This is a genomic window from Halomonas sp. HK25, assembly GCF_047795635.1.
Taxonomy (GTDB): Bacteria; Pseudomonadota; Gammaproteobacteria; order Pseudomonadales; family Halomonadaceae; genus Halomonas.
The window spans coordinates 1,318,446-1,338,417 of record NZ_CP181044.1 but is presented as its reverse complement, the minus strand read 5'-3'; the positions used below and the strand labels follow the sequence as shown (position 1 = coordinate 1,338,417).

At 67.9% G+C, this 19,972-nt stretch carries 13 protein-coding genes and 1 pseudogene; 3 read left to right on the top strand and 11 right to left on the bottom strand.

Features of this window, described 5'->3' with window-relative positions:
- Window positions 1-132: 132 nt before the first annotated feature.
- Window positions 133-1,059 (top strand): annotated as a pseudogene (locus ACM26W_RS06465) (CapA family protein); the annotation flags it as partial.
- Here the strand turns inward: ACM26W_RS06465 and ACM26W_RS06460 are convergent.
- Window positions 1,056-1,748 carry a hypothetical protein gene (locus ACM26W_RS06460; protein WP_416140014.1) on the bottom strand — a complete coding sequence of 231 codons (693 nt, stop codon included), beginning with the start codon at window positions 1,746-1,748 and terminating at the stop codon, window positions 1,056-1,058. The pseudogene ACM26W_RS06465 and the gene ACM26W_RS06460 overlap by 4 nt on opposite strands.
- A 151-nt stretch (window positions 1,749-1,899) precedes the next feature.
- On the opposite strand from ACM26W_RS06460, the gene ACM26W_RS06455 reads away from it, so the two are divergent.
- Window positions 1,900-2,325: a VOC family protein gene (locus ACM26W_RS06455; RefSeq protein WP_416140013.1), complete on the top strand. Its 426-nt coding sequence runs from the start codon at window positions 1,900-1,902 to the stop codon at window positions 2,323-2,325.
- Window positions 2,326-2,441: 116 nt separating this feature from the next.
- Here the strand turns inward: ACM26W_RS06455 and ACM26W_RS06450 are convergent, their stop codons facing one another.
- Entirely contained in the window at window positions 2,442-4,163 is a 1,722-nt protein-coding gene (locus tag ACM26W_RS06450; RefSeq protein ID WP_416140012.1) for a caspase family protein, read from the bottom strand.
- 208 nt (window positions 4,164-4,371) lie between these two features.
- On the opposite strand from ACM26W_RS06450, the gene ACM26W_RS06445 reads away from it, so the two are divergent.
- Entirely contained in the window at window positions 4,372-5,166 is a 795-nt protein-coding gene (locus tag ACM26W_RS06445) for an alpha/beta fold hydrolase (protein ID WP_416140011.1), read from the top strand.
- Here the strand turns inward: ACM26W_RS06445 and ACM26W_RS06440 are convergent.
- The 9 genes from ACM26W_RS06440 to tssH all read right to left on the bottom strand — a co-directional run bounded on the left by ACM26W_RS06440 (window position 5,144) and on the right by tssH (window position 19,971).
- Complete coding sequence (locus ACM26W_RS06440) at window positions 5,144-6,715, bottom strand: serine/threonine-protein kinase (protein ID WP_416140010.1); 1,572 nt, start codon at window positions 6,713-6,715, stop codon at window positions 5,144-5,146. The two genes, ACM26W_RS06445 and ACM26W_RS06440, sit on opposite strands and share 23 nt — an antisense overlap.
- A 92-nt stretch (window positions 6,716-6,807) precedes the next feature.
- Complete coding sequence (tagF, locus tag ACM26W_RS06435) at window positions 6,808-8,292, bottom strand: type VI secretion system-associated protein TagF (RefSeq protein ID WP_416140009.1); 1,485 nt, start codon at window positions 8,290-8,292, stop codon at window positions 6,808-6,810.
- 4 nt (window positions 8,293-8,296) lie between these two features.
- Window positions 8,297-11,767: a type VI secretion system membrane subunit TssM gene (gene tssM, locus ACM26W_RS06430; protein WP_416140008.1), complete on the bottom strand. Its 3,471-nt coding sequence runs from the start codon at window positions 11,765-11,767 to the stop codon at window positions 8,297-8,299.
- Window positions 11,764-13,092 carry a type IVB secretion system protein IcmH/DotU gene (icmH, locus tag ACM26W_RS06425; protein WP_416140007.1) on the bottom strand — a complete coding sequence of 443 codons (1,329 nt, stop codon included), beginning with the start codon at window positions 13,090-13,092 and terminating at the stop codon, window positions 11,764-11,766. The genes tssM and icmH overlap by 4 nt, the downstream gene beginning before the upstream one ends.
- Entirely contained in the window at window positions 13,089-14,435 is a 1,347-nt protein-coding gene (gene tssK / locus ACM26W_RS06420; RefSeq protein WP_416140006.1) for a type VI secretion system baseplate subunit TssK, read from the bottom strand. Before tssK ends, icmH begins: the two co-directional genes overlap by 4 nt.
- A 21-nt stretch (window positions 14,436-14,456) precedes the next feature.
- Window positions 14,457-15,014, bottom strand: a complete 558-nt coding sequence (tssJ, locus tag ACM26W_RS06415; RefSeq protein WP_416140005.1) for a type VI secretion system lipoprotein TssJ — start codon at window positions 15,012-15,014, stop codon at window positions 14,457-14,459.
- Between the two features lie 86 nt (window positions 15,015-15,100).
- Window positions 15,101-16,627: a type VI secretion system-associated FHA domain protein TagH gene (gene tagH / locus ACM26W_RS06410; protein WP_416140004.1), complete on the bottom strand. Its 1,527-nt coding sequence runs from the start codon at window positions 16,625-16,627 to the stop codon at window positions 15,101-15,103.
- Window positions 16,628-16,761: 134 nt separating this feature from the next.
- Window positions 16,762-17,025 carry a hypothetical protein gene (locus ACM26W_RS06405; RefSeq protein ID WP_416140003.1) on the bottom strand — a complete coding sequence of 88 codons (264 nt, stop codon included), beginning with the start codon at window positions 17,023-17,025 and terminating at the stop codon, window positions 16,762-16,764.
- A gap of 174 nt (window positions 17,026-17,199) precedes the next feature.
- Entirely contained in the window at window positions 17,200-19,971 is a 2,772-nt protein-coding gene (gene tssH / locus ACM26W_RS06400; RefSeq protein ID WP_416140002.1) for a type VI secretion system ATPase TssH, read from the bottom strand.
- Window position 19,972 lies beyond the last annotated feature (1 nt).

Below are 19,972 nucleotides of genomic sequence, written 5' to 3'. Positions count from 1 at the left end.
CCCTTGCCATACCCGATGACACCCTGACCCTGGCGCTGGCCGGAGACGTGATGCTGGGCCGCGGCCTCGACCAGGTGCTGCCTCACCCCGGCAGCCCAGAGCTCTACGAGCCCCTGGCCCGTCGAGCCCAGCTACCCCTGGGGGGACAGCCTCGAGGCGCTGCGCGGGGCCACCCTGCGCCTGATCAACCTGGAGACCGCCATCACCGAAAGTGCCGCCCCCTGGGCCGGCAAGGGCATCCACTACCGCATGCACCCCGCCAATATCGGCTGCCTGACGGCGGCGGGCATCGATGCCTGCGCCCTGGCCAACAACCATGTGCTGGACTGGGAGCGCGCAGGACTCCGCGAGACCCTGGCGGCGCTGGATGCGGCAGGCATCGCCCGGGCCGGTGCCGGAGAAAATGCCGAGGAGGCCGGCCGGCCGGCGGTCCTTCCCTTGCCCGGCGGCGGCCGCCTGCTGGTGTGGAGCCTGGGGCTTGTCGACAGCGGTGTTCCGGCGGACTGGCGGGCCACCGCCACCCGCTCCGGGGTCAACCTGGTGGTAGCCGACGACGCTAGCGTCGCCGCCTCGATCGCCGCCGAGAAGCGTCCCGGCGACCTGGTGGTGGCCTCGGTGCACTGGGGCGGCAACTGGGGCTATGCGGTATCCGCCGAGCATCGCCGCCTGGCCCACCGGCTGATCGACGCCGGGGCCGACCTGGTCCACGGCCACTCCGCCCATCACCCCAAGGGACTCGAGCGCTACCGGGGCCGACCGATCCTCTACGGCTGCGGCGACCTGATCAACGACTACGAGGGGATTCGCGGCCACGAAGGCTATTTCCCGGAGCTGGCCGTGCTGGTGGGGTGCCGCTGGCATCCCGGCCGAAGCGAGTGGCTCGACCTGTGGCTGACGCCGCTGCGCCGCCGACGCTTCCGCCTGGAGCACGCCACGGCCGACGAGGCCGACTGGCTGGCCGAGACCCTCAACCGCCATGGCCCGGGCTCGGGGAGGGAAAAGTGCCCGCCGCTCGCCCGCGGCGAGGACGACCGCCTGCATTGGGCGTTGGCGGACTAGCCCTCATCCTCCTGCGGACGATAGGCCCTGATCAGCCGCTGCTGCACGCTCTCCGGCGCCGGCTCGTAGTGGCTGAAACGCAGGCTGTAGGTGCCGGCACCGCCGGTCAGGGCATTGAGACGGCTGGGGTAGTCGAGCACCTCGGCCAACGGCACCAGGGCCTGGAGGCTGACCTGGTCGCCCAGGGTCCGGGTGTCGAGGATGCGCCCGCGACTCGCCGAGAGGTCCGCGGAGAGATCGCCCATGGCCGCGCCCGGGGCCGGCAGCGCCACCGGCCGCAGGCGGATGTGATCCTCGTCGTGGGAGTCGTGGAGCACGCTGTCGAGCGTCGCCTCCTCTACCTTGGTCAGGGCACAAAGCTCTCCGGGCCCGCAGCGTTCCACCACCTGGTCCACCAGCCGCTCGTGGGCTTCCGCCACCGAGGCGAAGTCCGCCTCGCCGTCGGGGGAAAAGAAGCAGTCCACCACCCGCGTCGCGCCCTGGGCGGGCAGATTGAGGGCCAGGCACTCGGGGCCGAAGCGCTCGCGCAGGGCGTCCAGCAAGGCCGGCAGCCGCTCGGGGGCGGCATCGATCACCACCGCCACCGTCTCCACGGCAGGCAGGATGGAGAGGGTCGCGCCCTGGAAGTCGGCGTAGCCGGTCAGGGCGAGGTTGCGGATCCTCTCCGGGCCTCTGGCGTCGTCACTCATCGGCTTCCCCTCCCGGCCATGGCGCCCTTGAGAAGGTTAGCAGGTGGCTGGTGCCGGTGAGCCTCGAGCGACTTGATTTTGGCCTGCCACCGCCTACGCTGCTGTCACGCAGCGGTCGAGCCGCCCCCTCATCATCCAGCAGGAGATTCCCATGAGCCTTTCCCCCTTTCATCTGGCGATTCCCGTTAACGACCTGCCCGCCGCTCGCGCCTTCTACGGCGAGGTATTCGGCCTCGAGGAGGGACGTTCCAGCGAACAGTGGGTGGACTTCAACTTCTTCGGCCATCAACTGGTGATCCACGAGCACCCGAAGATGCCCTACCAGGAGCAGGCCAACACCAACGCGGTGGATGGCCACGACGTGCCGGTCCCCCACTTCGGGGTGGTGCTGGGCTGGGACGAATGGGAGGCCCTGGCCGAGCGACTCAGGGCCCGCGGCACCGAGTTCGTGATCGAGCCCTATGTGCGCTTCAAGGGCGAGGTGGGCGAACAGGCCACCATGTTCCTGCTCGACCCCTGCGGCAACGCCCTGGAGTTCAAGGCCTTCAAGGACATGAGCCAGCTGTTCGCCAGGTAGGCCGCTCTTTCCACGTCGCTAGCCTCTCGACACGTCGCGGCCCTGGATGGCGACGACGGCGCCCGAGGGGTCATCCGCCGGTACCGAGACTGCTATCGGGAGATCAGCGCCGAGGGTCAACGTGATGCCGTTTGACGTGGTGCCACTGGCACGAAATAGAAGTCCCCGCCTTCATGGCCGGCGGCCCGTATCGGGCGCATTTCCGGTGTCTGCGAGACGCCCTCGGCACTCGGTGCCCGCCGCCTCACGTTGACGGCCACCTGGGCAAACAGCATGTTCTCGCGCATTACCTCCTGATTGCCCTCCAGCACGTCGATCAGTGAGCGGGAGAAGAGGGAGTGTGGCCTGTCGGTACGATCGGGTGACGGCCGTTCGCCGCCCGAGGAAATGACGATCCGGGCGCGGCGTTGCAGTCCGGCCCGAATCTCGTCACCACTCAGCTGCCGTTGGGGGCTACCCAGCAGCAGGGAGCTGGAGTCCGACGCCATGTCGCTGGCAAATACCGAGTCGGCCAGCACCAGGATGGAGCGGGCGCGGATCCGGTCGAGGTGGTCACTGACCACGGCATTGTTGATCCAGCGCACCAGGCGCTCCGCCTCGGCATCCACAGGCAGCCAGTAGCTTCGCTGCCGCCGACCATCCTCGCGGTGCGAGCGATTGCCGTGACCAGCATAGTAGATCAGGAGATTGTCCCGCTCGGTCATCCGGCCATGGAGATCGTTCAGCGCCGACAGGATCTGCAGCTGGTTGGCATTCGGCAGGAAGGTCACATTGAAGCCATAGCGATTCTGCAATACCTGGCGGATGCGCTGGGCATCGGTCATGGGCGATTCCAGATCGTCCAGGAACTGGTACTCCTGGTTGCCGATCACCAGCGCGTAGTAGCGTCCGAAGTCGAGTCCGGCAACGCTGGCCGGAGGAGCGGAAACGGCGGGTTCCGGCTCGGGGACAGGCTCGGGGACAGGCTCGGTAAGGGCCGCGACTCGGGGCTCAGCGGCGGGCTCGGGGCGAGCCTGGGCCTCCGCTTCCGGCAGCTCGCGCATCTGGGCCACCAGCGCTTCCCGCTCCTGACCGGCACGCTGGACCTGCGACGCGAGGGTATCGACCTGACGGCGGGCGTTCTCCAGTTGTGCGGCCAGCTCCCGGGTTCGGGCCTGGGCGTCCGCGTCTGCCGCCCCGACCGCGTCCTGGGCCTGAGACAGGCGCCGCTGCAGCGCGTCCCGCTCCTGTATCAGGCGCTGGTGTTGCTGCTGGAGCGTCTGGGCCTGCCGTTCGGCCTGCTCAACCTGAGCGCCGAGCTGCGCCCGCAGCGCGTCCATCTCGGCGTCCACATCGGAGCGATAGACGAGGGGATCCTCGACCGCGCCGGAGGCCTGGCGATAGAGGTTCAGGGCCCTCGCCCGGTCCTGCTGGACCCCCAGGCCCTGCTCATGGAGGAACCCCAGGTTGATCTGCGCTCGGGCATAGCCCTGGTCGGCGGCACGTCGATACCAGGTCGCGGCGGACAGGTAATCCGGCTCCGTCCCCAGGCCCTTCTCGAAGATCTCCCCCACATAGTTCTGGGCTTCCGCATCACCGGCCTCGGCCTGCCCCAGCCAGACGTTCAGGGCCGTGCGATAGTCGGCGCGGTCATAGGCGACGTATTCCCCACCCCGGATCCGGCAGTCCTGCACAGTGGTCCGTATCGCCCGGCGCGGCGTAAGGAAAGTTGCCCCCCCCAAGCGCCGCACCTGTCCCGTCAGCAGGCAGTCGACGATGTAGAGGTCATCCACCGAGGCGGCCTGGGCCGCGAGGTCCGGCCTGACCATGGCACCATTGGGGGCACAGCCGGCGAGCAACAGTGCACTTCCCGCCAGACAGGCTGCTGAAAGATGGGAAAGACGCTTGCGGAAAGCAGGACTATGATCGGGAACATGGACAGGCTTCACGGCACTCTCCCTGCGTATGGATGGCACCTCTCCTACCCCGCCAAGTCTCGACCACCCTCGACGGGTCTTTCGCGGCCCGCTCACGCGGCTTGCAAGCCTGCTGTTCAGTATAGTGCTTGTGACGGCCTGCTCCAGCCCGGCCCAGCGCCACAACGGCGCCGCCGAAGCGCGCTCTTATGTCGTCGGCAGTGTCACGGCGTCCCCCTTCCGACTCACCGTCTATCTGCCCTCCGGCGAGCCGCCGTCACCAGGCCTGTGGCATGTCTATCTGACCGGAGATGGCACGCCCTGGGAGCGTGGGCGCTATCCTAGCCAGGACCCCACGCCGCGCCGGCCCATGGTGCTCGAGCTGATGGACCGCGACCCGGGACCGCGGCTGCTCCTCCACCGCCCCTGCTATGGTCGCCACCCGCCGGATCCGGCGTGCCATCCGCGTCTGTGGACCGACCAGCGTTATGGCGAGGCCGTGGTCGATGCCATGGACCAGGCCCTCGACCGCCTGGTGGCGGAACGGGGAATCGATGGCTTGGTGCTGATCGGCCACAGCGGTGGTGGTCTGCTGGCGCGCCTGCTGGCCGGGCGGCGGGAGGACGTCCAGGCGCTGGTTACCATCGCCGCCAACCTGGACCATGCGGCCTGGACACGCCACCACGGCTACCTGCCATTGGCGGGATCGCTGGACCTGGCCGATGCGCCACCGCTGGATGCCGGGATCCTGCAGTGGCACCTGGTCGGCTCACGGGATCGCCTGGTGCCGCCGGCGATGGTGCACCAGGGCGCCCGCCACGATCCCCATGCCCGGGTGGAGGTGGTCGACGGCTTCGACCACCGTTGCTGCTGGGTCGAGGCGTGGCCTGTGCTTCTGGAGCGCCTGGACAAGGAGCTGGCGGCTAATCGTCCAGACGGGCATTGATCTCCTCGATGGCGACGTTGAGCTGCTCCCGGCGCGTGCCCAGTTCGGAGCGTGCCAGGGATTCCAGGCTGATGCGCAGCAGCTCCAGGGAGAACTGGTCCAGGTCGTCGCGCTGCGCCTCGCGGAGATAGTGGTCCATCACCGCGTCGGTACGCCGGTCCACCAGCACCCGCACGCGGTTGCGATCGCGACCGCCGATGTCCTCCCGCTCCGCCGCCTGCTCCCAGGCCAGGGTGTAGTGACGATGGGCCTGGGGAATGTCGCCGGCCTCGAAAAACTCATTGCCCTGGATGATGTGCTCCCGGGAGCTCTCCAGGGTCGGGGGCAGGTCATCCAGGGTCACCAGCAGGTCGCTCTCGCGTATCAGCATCCACCAGGAGGCGATGGCCACCAGGGCCAGTACGCCGAGCAAGGCCAACACGGTCTTTCTCAACCTGGCGGGAGGTTGGATGGCCTGCAGGAACTGGCCGGCATCGGGAAAGCGCTCCGCCCGGTCGAAGGCCAGGCTGCAGCCGATGGCACGCGCGACTCGCTTGGGCACCTGGTGCAACACCGGCGGCTTCATTCCCCGGCGGGCGGCCTCGTCGGCCGGCAGCTTGCGCCCGGATGGGTCGCGGTAGGGATGCAGTCCAGTCAGCAACTCATGGGCGATACAGCCCAGCGCATAGACGTCATCCGCGGGTACCGGGACCTCACCGGCCAGCATTTGCGGACTGGCATAGGCCGGGGTGATGGCCCCGATGGTGGCCGGGTCGAAGCGGGTATGCTCGTCGCCCTCCGCCCCGGCCTGCACGCGTGCCGCCCTGGCGATGCCGAAGTCGAGGATCTTGGCATTGCCCCCCCGGGTCAGGAAGACGTTGCCGGGCTTGAGGTCGGAATGGACGATGCCCTCCTCATGGGCATAGGCCAGGCCCCGCGACATGCGCTCGAGGATCTGTAACGCCTCCTTGCGGGGCAGGCCACCGGCGGCGCCGCGGCGCCGAATGACCACATCCAGCGGCTCGCCCTGCAGATACTCCATGGTCATGAAGACCCGGGTACCGTCGCGGTCGAAGTCGTAGACGGTGACGATATTGGGATGGGCGAGGCGCTGTGCCTTCTTCGCCTCGCGCTGCAACGCCACCAGGGAATCGGGATGCTGGCGGAACTCGTCGCTGAGCAGCTTCAGGGCCACATGGGGCTGGCTGTCCCGGGCCTCTTCCTTGCGCAGGTCGCGTGCCTTGTAGACCGAGCCCATGCCCCCCTGCCCGAGCAGCGACTCGAGCACGAAGCGCTCCTTGATCACGGCCCCCGGCCCGATGGCGGTCGTGGCAGGCGCCCCCCAGTACTCCGGCCGCGACCAGTTGGACAGCGTCCCGCCGGTCGGCATGCCCCTGTTGCTTTCCCCCTCACCGGGACCGGCAAGCCGAGTGGCCTCTTCGTCTAGTCCCCCGACTCGGGTGGCATCATCATCGTCGGATGACGCCTCGTCGCCCTCGGCCCTGCCGCCCGACAACCGGGTGCGCTGCTCGGCATCGTCGCCGGGTCGGTCGTCCTTCCGCTCTTTCATCGGCGGCCCCCATTCCGGTCAGCCCACGACCTCAGTCCACCAGTTCGGTCCACGGCTCACTCCACAGCTCTCTCCACGGCTCTCTCCACAGCTCACTCCACGAACACCGCCACCGCCGTACAGTTATCCCTGGCCTCGCCCGCCAGCACCGCTTCCAGCAGGGTATCGACCACCGCCCGGGGCGAATCGCCCTGCAGGGCGGAGTGGATGACCTCTGGCGCCACGAAACCGTGCACGCCGTCCGAGCAGAGCAGGAAGCGATCACCCGGCCGCAGATCGGAAAAGCGGCTCTCCAGTTGCAGCTCCGCCGCGGCCCCCACGGCCCGGGTGATGACATTGGCCTGGGGATGGGTACTGGCCTCCGAGGCTTCCAGCTCGCCACGCTCCAGCAGGTCCTGAACCACGCTGTGGTCTCGGGTGCACTGCGTCAGCTGGCCATCGCGCAGGCGATAGAGCCGACTGTCGCCCGCCCACAGCCAGCAGCACTCCCCGACACCTGTCAGCAGCACCACTACCGTGCTGGCACTGGTCACCGGCCGCTCCGGCCGATGCGCCGCGTGCCAGAGGTGACGATTGGCCACGACCAGCACGTCGCGCAGGGCGTTGACCCGCTCCTGCAGCTCGCCGCCGTGAGGCGCCTGCTGCAGTCCGTCGATCACGCTGCGACTGGCCTCATCGCCGGCCTCCTGGCCGCCGACCCCATCCGCCACGGCCCACAGGCGAAGATCCGGCCGATCCAGGCAAGCGTCCTCGTTCACCTTGCGCACCTTGCCGACATGGCTGACGCTCGCCGAGCACAGGCGTGGCAGGCCGGCAGGGGGCATTTCTTGCACCAGTGCCCGGGGAGCCTGCCAACGCACCACGCGATTCTCCCAACCATGGCCCTGCCACTCGCCATCGAGCATGGCGGCGAAACGCTCCGGCGCCGGTAACGCCGCCTGCAGCAGAAGACAGGGCGAGACCCGGCGGGACCCTTCGGTCCACCACAGGCTGAAGCCCTGTCGGCGCCCCAGCAGCGCCTGCTGCATCGCCAGCAGGGCGGGCACCAATTGCTCCAGCGACTCGAGGGCGAAACAGGCCGGGCCCTGCAGCGGGGCCAGCAGGCGGCTGGTGGGGTCGGCCACCCACGGCTGCAGCCGCTCCCCATGGGCGCTCACCGCCTGGTCGAACGGCTCGAGATCCACCGCCGGGTCGACTTCCAGCGCACTCATGGCCAGCGCTTCGAGCTGCTCGAACCAGCTCCCCTCCTGCACCGCCAGGCCAAACAGCGAGCTCTCGGCGGGCAAGGCACCAACCAGGGTCAGGGGGTAATAGCGCCCCACCGCGTCGACGCTGGGCATCAGCACCCCCGTCGCGGGCTTCGCTCCACACACGCCGGCGGACAGGGCAAAGCGCCATAGCGGACTGGTCAGGTAGGCATCCAGCCAGCCCTCGCCAAGACGCTGACGGGAGTCGTGCACGCAACGGGAGAGCCAGGGATCCCAGACCTCCAGGAACTCGCCCGCCACCCGCCGTCGGACAAAATCACCCCGGCACGGCAGCTTGCCGTGAAACCCCAGTACAATGCCGCCGGCCATGGCCTCACAACCCCCCGGCGCAACGGAAGCGCCGCCAGTCACTGTTGCTCAGCGGATTGCGCGAGGATTCGAACTCCACCAGTGCCCGGGCGGAATAGCCGCCCACATTGAAGCTGACCAGGTAGGCCGTGGCCGTCTGCGACGCCGGCTGGGCGGCATCCAGGGCCCGCAACCAGGACCAGCTACCGGCATAGGCGACATTGGGCCTGAGGCCACCGCGGTCCTCGAACATCACGGTGGTGTCCTGGCCACCGTCGCCTGGCCACACGAAGCGCCTGGGCAGGGGCGGCCCATGGCGGTAGCTCAGCACCTGCTCACCCAGGGAAAACAGGAACTGCCGCGCCCGGGCATCCAGATAGCGCGGTGTCATCGAGAAGGCCACTCGCGGGCCTCCGCCGCCGACGAAGAACATCTCACGCATCATCTGGGCACGCTGGAACTGGGCCAGGACCGAGTCGGGAATACCCAGCCGTGCGGCCTCGCCACTGCGCCACTGGAAACGTCCCCCGGGAGCATCCACCAGACTGGCGAGGTTCTCCTGGAAGAAGGCATCCATCACCCCGCCCGGACCGAACAGCCGGGCGAAGTCACCGGTGGGGATGTCCCGGGAACTGCCGGGTTCGAAGGGATAGCGGCCCTGGGCCAGCTCCTGGCAGATGGGCAGCACGGCATCACGGTAGCGCCGATCGAGTTGGCTGCGCAGGTTGCGCATGGCGACTTCCTGCCCCGAGCCGGCCAGGGCGTCCACCCATTCACTGAAGGGGGCCGGCGAGCGGGCCGCTTCGCTGCTCAGTCGGCGCAGGGTCTCGCCTCCGAACTGTGTGAAGTCCCGGTCACCCAGCCCGCCGCCCAGGGCGCTGAGTTCGTGATAGAGCTGGGTCAAGCGGGCGATCAGGGACTCCATGGGCGGTTCGCCGTTATCTCCCAGCACGAAGCGATGCAACTCCCGGAAGTGCGCATCGATACGCGCGCCCGGATGCACGCCCTGGACCTCCTCGCCCCTCGGGTCGACGACGCCCAGCAAGGCGCCGAAGCGCCCGGTCGACGCCTCGGCCTCGGGCTGGGGTACCGGGAAGCGGGTCTGGGTGGCCACGGTTACCATCAGGCGGCGCAGCGGAGAGGTCGGGCCGGTGATCACCGCGAGCAGATCGATGGCCTGGTCCACCTGCAGCAAGGGCACCAGATCCAGGTCCTCCAGCAGGGCCTCCCAGTGGTCGATATAGGCCTGCTCGTAATAGCGGACGAAGTCCTCGGACAGGTTCAGGTGGGCCGCCCGACCGCGGGGTAGCGTCGCCTCCCCGAATACCCAGTGATCCTCGAGAAAGCGGCTCACCAGCTCGCCCCCTTCCTGTTCGGTGATCCGCTCGAAACCTGCCTGGGTGTAGAGGGCCGGAATCGGCTCCGAGAGCGGCGTGCCGCTGCGCCGATGGAACACCAGATCACTGCCGAGGCCGGCCTCCACATCGAGCCGCAGGGCCTCCCCGTGACGCTGATCGTAGCGGGTCTCCAGCCGACGAAACATCAAGGCCGGAACGGAGGCCTGGCGTAGCGAGGCCCGGCTACGGGCCACCAGTTCCTCGTTGACACTGACTGCCGGGAAGGAGCGCGCGCTGTCCGTGTAGGCATTGAAATGCTCGAACAGCGCCTGGGCAATGGAGCGCTGCTGGGGGAACTCGCGCAGCAGCGTATCCCGCACGATGACCTCAAGCTCGGCGCGATTCAGGCGGCCGGTCTCCGCCAGCATCAGATAGCCCTTGAGGTAGGCATAGATGTCGGTGGGCGGCACATTGGGCGTCGACAGACGCTGCTCGATCAGCTTCACCACCCGCGGTACCAGCAGTTCGCGCACACCCTGGAGATAGGCCTGGTCGGCGGAGGCCCCCACGGCCTCCCCGCGGTAGAGCCCCAGGCCCATCAGATAGGGCACCCGGCCCCGATGGCGATTGGCTTCCGTCGCCACGTCGCGCAGGGCGTCCAGGCGCGGCAGCACCTCCGCCAGGCTCGCCTCCCTCGGGACCGGCCGGGTGGCCGTTGCGGCATGGGCCTCCACGGCGGCCTCCACATCCGCCAGGTAGCCGCGGTTGTACTGGTAGCTGGTCACCCAGCCCGCCACCACCACGCCGAGCACCCCGAGCAGGACCAGATAGGCGACGTTCTGGGCCAGCGCCCGGCCCACCTCCAGGCGCCAGTTGACGCCGGCCAGCCCCGATTCGGGGAAGATCACCACCTTGAGCAGGCGATGGAGGAAATAGCTGCGCCCCTGCCCGCCCGGCGCGGCCTCCACGGGAGACGCCCCCGACACCTGCATCCCATAGACCCGGGTCAGGCTGTCCATCATGCGATCGATGGGCGTGCCTTCCTGGGTGCCACTGGTGAAGTAGAGGCCCCGCAGCATCACCGGGCGGTCGTAGCCGGATCCCTCGAAGGTATCGGCGACGAACTGCAGCAGACTCTCCCGCAAGCCGGCCATCTGCCGGGGAAAGCCGAACAACCGGACGCGCCGCTGGGGTTCCCGTTCCTCGACCAGCCGCTCCAGCAGGCGGGCATCCAGGCGCTCCAGCAGCCGGGCATACTCCCCCTCGAGCCACTCGGTCAGCCGTCCCCCCGCCACCGGCTCCGGGCGGGTCATGCCCCAGACCTGCAACCGCCCCTCGTGATCCAGGTCGTCGAAGAACTCCACGAAGCCGGCGATCAGGTCGCACTTGGTGACCAGGAAATACACCGGAACCTGGATGCCCAACCGGCGCTGCAGCTCGTCGAGTCGTCGACGCACCATCTCGGCGTGGCGCTCCCGGGCGTCCACCGAGGGGGCGAGCAGGTCGGCAGCGCTCAACGCCACCAGCACGCCATTGACGGGCCGACGCTTGCGATACTTGCGTAGCAGGTCGAGGAACGCCTGCCACTCGGCGGCATCGGAACCGGCGCTGGAATCCTGGCTGAAGTAACGCCCGGCGGTGTCCAGCAGCACCGCCTCGTCGGTGAACCACCAGTCGCAGTTGCGTGTGCCGCCCACACCGCGAAGCGCGTCCCGACCGTACTTCTGATCGAGCGGGAAGGTCAGCCCGGAGTGACGCAACGCCGTGGTCTTGCCCGAGCCAGGCGGGCCGATGATCACATACCAGGGCAACCGATAGAGGTCCTTGCCCTTCCCGGACTCGCGCAGGAAACCAATGGCCTCCTCGAAGCGTCGCCCCAGCTCGTCGCTACGGCGCTCGTCCGATCCGGCCGTGGCGATGATGGCGTCCCCCAGCCGTTCGCTGGCCCGCTTGACGCGCCGAGCGCGCAGCCACTGCAGCAGGCCCCAGCCGACGAACAGCGCGAGGATGATCCCCAGGCGGACCCAGGAACTGTGGAAGGGTACGAAGTCACCAATCGCCACATAGGGCCCGACATACCAGATCAGCGTCGACACCAGCCCCACCCCGACCAGGCCCAGGAAGGCGCGTTGCCGGAATATCGAGAGCACCGCTTTCACGGGACACCTCCCGGCGGACGATGCAGGATCTCGATGCGGCGGTTCAGGGCCCGGTTGGCCGGGTCATCCGGCGGATGATAACGGGGCTGATCCTCACCGATACCGACATGATCGACACGATCCGGGTCGGTGAGCGGCTCGCGCAGCAGGGCAGCCGCACTCTCCGCCCGAGCCAGGGACAGCTCATAGTTGTCCCGGAAGCGGGCGGAGCGAATCGGCACGTTATCGCTGTGCCCTTCCACCAGCACACTGCCGGGCACCTGCTGGATGGCGTCGCCGATCTGGCGCAGTAACGGACGAAACGCCTCGGTCACCTCGGTACTCGCCGAGGCGAACACCTCGCCCCGCAGGATCACGCTGGTACGCCCATCCTCGCCGCGCTCGATCCGCAGGCGCTCGGGGTCGACCCCCTCCAGCAGATCGGCCAGCTCAAGACGGCCCTCGACCGCTACCACCGGCAGATCTATCGGTGACGCGAAGGTGGCCTGGCGAACCTCGTTTAGCTGGGCCATCACGGGGGCCGTGGCCCTGTTCAGCCCGTTGTGCAGGGTGAAGTAGACCCCGCTGCCGATCACCAGGACCAGTGCGACACACACCCAGGCCGGCAGGGTACGCACCAGGCGATGACGGCGATCCTCGACGCCCTGCCAGGCCGGCGACAACGCGTCCGGCGGCGCCTCACGCCACTGCCGGATCCGCGCATAGAGGCGCTCGCGCAGCTCGGCGAGCAGGGCCTCCCCCCCGGGGATCACCCGGTATTGCCCCTGGAAGCCCAGGGCCAGGCAGACATGGAAGAATTCCACCAGGTCACGCCGCGGCTGGCGATCCGCCAGCACGCGCTCGATCATCTGGAACACCTTCTCGCCGCCGGCACTGTCGCGATGAAAGGTCAGCAGCAAGGCACGCCCTGGCCAGAGGCTGTTGGCTCCCCAGGGCGTGTTCATGACTACCTCATCGATGAAGGTGCAGAGGGCATAGCGCGCCGCCAGGATGGATTCCTGCGAGGCACCCTGATCGATCGCGGCCTGCTCGAAGGCCTGCACCTGACGAACGGTTTCCGCATGCAGGGCGGCGACATCCGCGTGATCCCGGGTGCCGCGCAGGCCACAGCAGAGCATGAACAGCGGCATCGCCGCCTCCACCAGGGGGTTCAGGGCGGTGGTGCGGAACGCCGCTAGTGCAGGGGCCCCGTCTCCCCCGCCGGCGGACGGCGGCGGGCCCGGCGCCCCTCGCCCCGGCGCCTGAGGAAATGTCGTGCGCCTACCCGGACTCGGACGAATGATGGTGCGATCGCCGGAACCGGGCGGCGGCCGCTCATCGCTCATGCCCCACCTCCTCGGATAGCCCAGAGGTCCATCTTCAGGTCGGGATACCGCCCCGCCACATGCACGGCCAGGCCACCGGAGTCGGTCAGCGCCTCCCACATCGGGTGGCGGCTGTCCAGTTCGAAGTACACCCGGGAGCTCAGTTGCGGAATCTGCCTCGGGGCCGTCGGCATGGGCACCAGCCGGATCCCGGGGAGGTTGTTGTTGACCAGTTCGGCGATGCGCTCCACCGGTGCTACCTTGGCGTGCGCCGGGAAAGAGGCCCTGACCTCCTCGGTGGGCACGGCGGCCCCCACCGACAGCACGAAGCTGGCCGAGTGGAACAGCGCGGGATCCTGGGCCCGGGCCACCCACACCCCATGGGCACCGGTCTTCTCCAACGGCACCGGTACCGCCGGCGACTCCCGTACGGTACGAAACTCGGCCCGCAGGACCCCGAGCACGCTTTCGAAGGAGGGCTGCAAGTCAGCGTGATGGTAGGGCTCCATCTCCGGTGGCAAGCGATCCTCCCGCGTCAGGGTGGCCAGCTCCCCGGCCAGGGCAAGGGCAAACCGATAGAACGCCTCCGGTGGCACATGGGTGGACGCGGCGAAGTGCTGGGCGACCGGAATATGCCGATTGACGATCTGCAGCATGAGAAAGTCGGCGATCTCCCCTGCGCCCCCCTGGCCGCTCGCCGTGACACGCCCCGCCAGCATCTCGGCGCGTTGTCGCAGTAGACCGCACAGCTCGGTCAGGTACCCCTGTAGCCGTTCCGATGCCCGGCAACGCAGCACCGTGGGCAGGAAGACCTCATTCAGCACCAACTGCCCATCGGGACGCACCTCACTCACCCGACACAGCGGAATACAAGCGTACTCATCCAGCGTCTCGCTGGCCAGGGCGAGCCGGGTCTCGAGCCGCCCCACCTCCACCGGGGTGGACGCTGCGCTGTCCAGCACCCGATCCCGGACCTCGAGAACATCCGCCCGATAGCGGTAGAGCCCGGGTGGCGCCCCTTGCCGGCAGACGTCCACGGTCCCCTCACGCTCCAGGGCCAGGGCCAGGTACACCAGTTGGTCCCGGACATCGGTCTGCACCTCCAGCGGCGGTGGCAAGGGGGCATCGCCGGGCATGTCAAAGGGGGTGCCATCGGGGAAGACCCCGCGCGCGACGCGCAGCCCCAGCTTGCCGATGCCCAGCAGGTCGGTATCGATATCGACCGCCAGAAATCCCCAGGCATGGGTGCCATAGGCGACCAGGCGACCGGCCACATAGCCTTCGACGAAGCGATCCTGCTGCTGCAAGTGCTGCGGTTCGAGAAAGAGGCCCTCGCTCCACAGCACACGGCTGTTGCGTGACATGAGTACCGTCTCCCCTCGCGCCTAGTCGATCTGGACGGCGACTCGCACCCCGTCCAGCGTGATGGTGAAGGTCGCCTCGTTGCGTTCCTCCACCCCGCCCTGGGGGAGCGCCGCGACGGTCCGCCACTGGGCAGCGGGATCCCGAACATCGAAGAACTCGGCCATCACCGCCAGATAGCGCGCCTCGGGGGAAAACACCTGGACCACGGCCTGCTCCTCACCCTGGCAGAGCACTCCGCCGGCCGACGCCTCGGTGGTCCCCATCTCCACGGGACAGAGCTCGAAGGAGTCACGGGAGAGCAAGGCCACGCCCAGGGTATCGGTGTCCTGCATCACCAGCTCCTGAAGCGAGGCATTCAGGAAGGCCTCTCGGTCGCGCAACTGGTAGAGGCGGATGGTCACCGGCGACGGTCGCCCCTCGGCATTGGGGTTCAGCCCCGCCAGGACCTGGATTCGCCCCGACACCGGTTGCGGCCCGGGCGGCTCCTCCATGGCCGCACAGGCGGCCAGCACCAGCGCCGTCGCGACCGCCAGCGCCCCCTTGTACGACTTGCTGCCCCAGCCTGACCACCTGGCCATGAGATCGCCCCCCCCCCCCTAAAAACTAAAAAATCCCCTCGCCCCCACCCTCCTGCCGGGCCACCCTTACCGCCGAGAGTCGTCCTTCACCCCCGGCTATGGGTGGAATGGGTCTTGAGGGCCTGGATCTGTCGTTCGTAGGCGTCGCAGAACGCATCACCGAACAGCCGATTGAAATAGCCTTCGCTGTCGCGCTGTATCGCCGCATAGTGCGTCTGAAACTGGCGCCAGTATTTCGGCCCGCTCATGCGCCCGAGCAGTGACCCATGCTCATCGTTCTGTGCGAATCGGGCCTCGAGCTGAGCCGGATCGAACTGGTGGAGCATCTCGAAGAAGCCGCTGCGCATGCCCGCCAGCATGGCCAGTTGATGGAAGCGCAGGTCCTCGAAGCCGGCCTCGAATGCTTCCACCGCCGGGAGGTAGTCGGGGTTCTGCTTGACGATCAGGTTGTGCAGCGCATCCTCGGGACTGGTGGAAAACTTCAGCGGGTTGTTTTCACGTGCCTGGATCAGCGTCACCGACATCCGAAACTCGTTCTTGACCTCCATCCGCGCCTTCAACAGGTCCATCACTCCCTGGATGGCCACCCGAAGGATACGGCCGAGTTCCTCGGCCTGCTCCGGCGGCACCCGGTCCGGGTCCAGCCCGGCCCCCGCGAGCAGCTGCCGCAGCGCCTGGTCCGGTCGATCACCCGCCGGCGATGACTCGTCGGCCTGGCGGGTTCCTGCCTTCGGTATCGGCCGGGCCGGCGGCGGCTCGTTGGCCTGACCGCCCCTTTCTTCCTGCATCGACCGGGCCTCAGGCGGTGGCGATGCCAACGGTGTCGGCTCTGCCGGACGAGCCGGTTCACTCGGAACATCGCTCGCCTCCCCCTCGGCGTCGCGAGGAAGCGGCGTCTTGGACCCACCGGCATCCCTGGCCGGAGCGGATACCGGCGCGGCTGATGGTGGCTGTGACTGGGGCTGGGGTTTAGGCCGGGGTTTAGGCTGGGGAGGCGTCGAGCCGGACAGCTCCTGCCACCAGTCATCCGGCAGCAGCGGTTCGGCGGGGGCATCACTCGATGGCGACTGGGCAGCAGGCGAGGCGGCCGGGGGCTCAGGCGGCTCACTCGGCGGAGGCGTTTCCGTAACACGGGGCGCACGGAAGTGCTCACTCAGGTAGGAGTGGTCGGATGGCGACGCTTGGGTCGGCTTCGATGGCGACTGCACGGCCCCACCGAGCAGTTCCAGGGGATCCGGCACCTCGTGGTCGGCAGGAGTGCCCGGCAGGAGCGGCGGCGTCACTGCTTCTTGCGTGTCGATCCGGGCACGGATACGGCAATCACCGATCAGGAACTCGAGTCCATCCTGGAGCAGCAGAGGTTCTGCCGGATCCAGCCGGGTCATGCCATCTGCCAGCAGGATGCCATTGGCACTCGAGTCTTCGAGGAAATAGCGCCCTTCCTGGTAGCGAATTCGCGCATGGCAACGCGAGATTTCCATCTCCGGGTCGGGCAACACCCAGTCGTTGTTGGGTGCCCTGCCCAAGGTACCGCCTCTGTCCAACCAGCGGTGACTGGCTTGGCTCCCCAGACGCGACGCGGCCTCGTTGATCACCGTCAGTGTGAGTGCCATGAGCCTACCCCAACCCAGGTGGATACCAAGCAAATACCCGATACCGTCACACAGCCGAGCTGCGCCATGGAGTCAGTGTCTACTGAAACAGTAGTGGCCTCGGGGCTTCCTTGCCAGGCGATACCGACAGGCGGCTAGCTCTGATATACCAGGCGCAGACAGCCCTCTTCCAGATCCGAATAGACATACAAACCATCGCCCTCACCGCCCAGGTCGATGATCACCGATTCGGGAGAGTCGAAGCGATTGGCGGCAATGGCCCGTGCCGCAGTCGCATTGAGCTTGTGCGTCTTGATATAGGCATTCCAGCGCTCGGTATCGCGCGTCTCGATACGCCCCCCGCGATCCGTCGCTTGCTTGAGCAGTTGCCTGAAGCTGTAATAATCCACATCGACCATCCGCGCTCTAACCATAATCGATTCGGCAACCGCCCCTTGTCGTCATCCTGAAGGCATCTCACGGGGCCTTTCGCCGGATAAGGACACGGCGGGCAGGCCTCTTGCCCTCAGAGTCAGCCACGCGGGAACCAGCGTCAAGCAAGGGCCGACACGATCGGGCATCGAAGGCCTCCGTCAGCGAAGACCTCCGTTATCGAAGGCATAGGCGAATTCGGCATTCGCCACGCTGACGTGCACCCGCTCCACGGGGCAGTGGTCGACCAGGCGCGTCAGGAACTCCCGGCTCAGTACCGGCAACAGCGAGTTGGTCAGGATGGCGTCGATCATCCGCCCTCCGCTCTCGAGCTCGGTACAGCGCTCGAGGATGAGCTCGAGCACGGCGTCATCGTAGCTGAACGGCACACCATGACTCTCCTGCACCCGCCGTCCGACCCGGCCGAGCTGCAGACGAACGATCTCCCGCAGCATGTCGTCGCCCAGTGGATAATAGGGAATGGTCACGATGCGTCCCAGCAAGGCCGGCGGAAACACCTGCAGCAGGGGCACGCGCAGCCGCTTGTTGAGCTCCGCCGTGTCGGGGCGTTGCCGACCGCTGTCACACGCCTGCATGATCAGCTCGGTCCCCACATTGGTGGTAAGGATGAGCAGGGTGTTCTTGAAATCGATCATCCGCCCCTCGCCGTCCTCCATGGTCCCCTTGTCGAACACCTGGAAGAAGATCTCGTGCACGTCCGGGTGGGCCTTCTCCACCTCGTCGAGCAGCACCACGCTATAGGGGCGGCGACGCACGGCTTCGGTCAACACGCCCCCCTCCCCATAGCCGACATACCCCGGCGGAGCACCCTTCAGGGTGGAGACCGTATGCGCCTCCTGGAACTCGCTCATGTTGATGGTGATCAGGTTCTGCTCGCCGCCGTAGAGCTGCTCCGCCAACGCCAGCGCCGTCTCCGTCTTGCCGACCCCGGAGGGGCCGGCCAGCATGAACACCCCCACCGGCTTGCCGGGATTGTCCAGGTTGGCGCGAGAGGTCTGGACCCGCCGGGCGATCATGTCGAGGGCGTGATCCTGTCCCTTGATCCGGGCGGCCAGACGATCCGCCAGGCTCAACACGGTCGTCACCTCATCCTTCACCATCCGCCCGACCGGGATGCCGGTCCAGTCGGCCACCACGGAGGCCACGGCCTGGGCGTCGACACTGGGCAGGATCAGCGGCGTCTCGCCCTGCAGCCGGTCGAGTTCCTCCTGCAATTCCTCCAGTCGCGCCATGGCCGCCGCCGGATCGAACCCCGGCTCCCCCTCCAGCTCGTTACCGCCAGCGGCAGCGAGCTCCTCCGTCGGGGGGGCCGGCTCGGTGTCTTCCTCAATACTCTCCTCAATACTTTCCTCAACCAGAGGAGGCGTATCGACGCGGCCCGCATGCTCCCGCAGCTGTCGGCGCAGTGCGAGGATCTCGTCCACCAGCGACTTCTCCCGCTGCCAGTTCGCCTCCAGCGCCTGCAAGCGCTGCCGTTCGGCGTCGAGGGCCTCGGCCACCTGCTGGTCTCGACCTGCTACCGGCAGGCCCACCGCCCGCTCCCGGGCGATGATCTCCGCTTCCGTCTGCAGCACCTGGATACGCCGCCGGCTGTCCTCCACTTCCGCCGGGACCCCATGCTGGGAAATGGCCACCCGGGCACAGGCGGTATCCAGCAGGCTGACCGCCTTGTCCGGTAGCTGGCGGGCCGGGATATAGCGATACGATAGCTGGACGGCGGCGGTCAGCGCCGCGTCGCGCACCAGCACCCGGTGATGCTGCTCCAGCACCGTCGCCAGCGAGCGCATCATCGCCACGGCCTTGTCCTCGCTGGGCTCCGGCACCTGCACGGCCTGGAAGCGACGGGTCAGCGCCGGGTCCTTCTCGATGTACTTCTTGTACTCGGCCCAGGTGGTGGCACCGATGGTGCGCAGGGTCCCGCGCGCCAGCGCCGGCTTGAGCAGGTTGGCGGCATCGCCGGTGCCGGCCGCCCCTCCGGCACCGACCAGGGTGTGGGCCTCGTCGATGAACAGGATGATCGGTTTCTCCGAGGCCTGAACCTCCTCGATCACCTGGCGCAGGCGATTCTCGAACTCGCCCTTGACGCTGGCCCCCGCCTGCAGCAGGCCGACATCCAGGGAGCGCAGGGAGACGTCCCTGAGCGGCGGCGGGACGTCGCCGCTGGCCAGGCGCACGGCAAAGCCCTCCACCACCGCGGTCTTGCCGACACCCGCCTCGCCGGTGAGCATGGGGTTGTTCTGTCGCCGCCGCATGAGGATATCGATCATCTGGCGGATCTCCTCATCGCGGCCGATGACCGGGTCGATCTTGCCCTGCCGAGCCTGCTCGGTCATGTCCACCGTGAAGCGCCGTAGCGCCTCCTGCTTGCCCATCTCGGCCGGCGGCACCGGCGAGGCTTCGTCGGTCGGAGCGCCGCTCTTGGCCGCCAGCCGTTCCTCCGGTGAGCCGCCGACGATACGCTCCCATTCGTCCACCAGCCGGTCGGCCGAGACCTTGCGGAACTCCCCGGACAGATTGGGCAGCACATTGCGCAACCCGGTGGTCTTCATCAGTCCGACCACCAGATGACCACTGCGCACTTGGCGCTCGCCGAAGCGGAGCGTCGCCCAGACCCAGCCACGCTCGACGGCCTCCTCGACATGGGAGGAAAGATCGGTGATCGAGGTGGCCCCCCGCGGCAGGGCATCGAGCGCCCGGGTCAGGTCCTGAGCCAGACGCGCCGCGTCGAGTTCGAAATAGCGAATGATGCGCAACAGGTCGGAGTCGTTCTGCTGCAGCAACTGGTGAAACCAGTGCGCCAGCTCCACATAGGGATTGCCGCGCAGGCGACAGAAGGTGGTGGCACTCTCGATGGCCTGATAGGCAAGCGCGTTCAACTTGCCGAAGAGTTGGGTACGGCTGATATCTGCCATG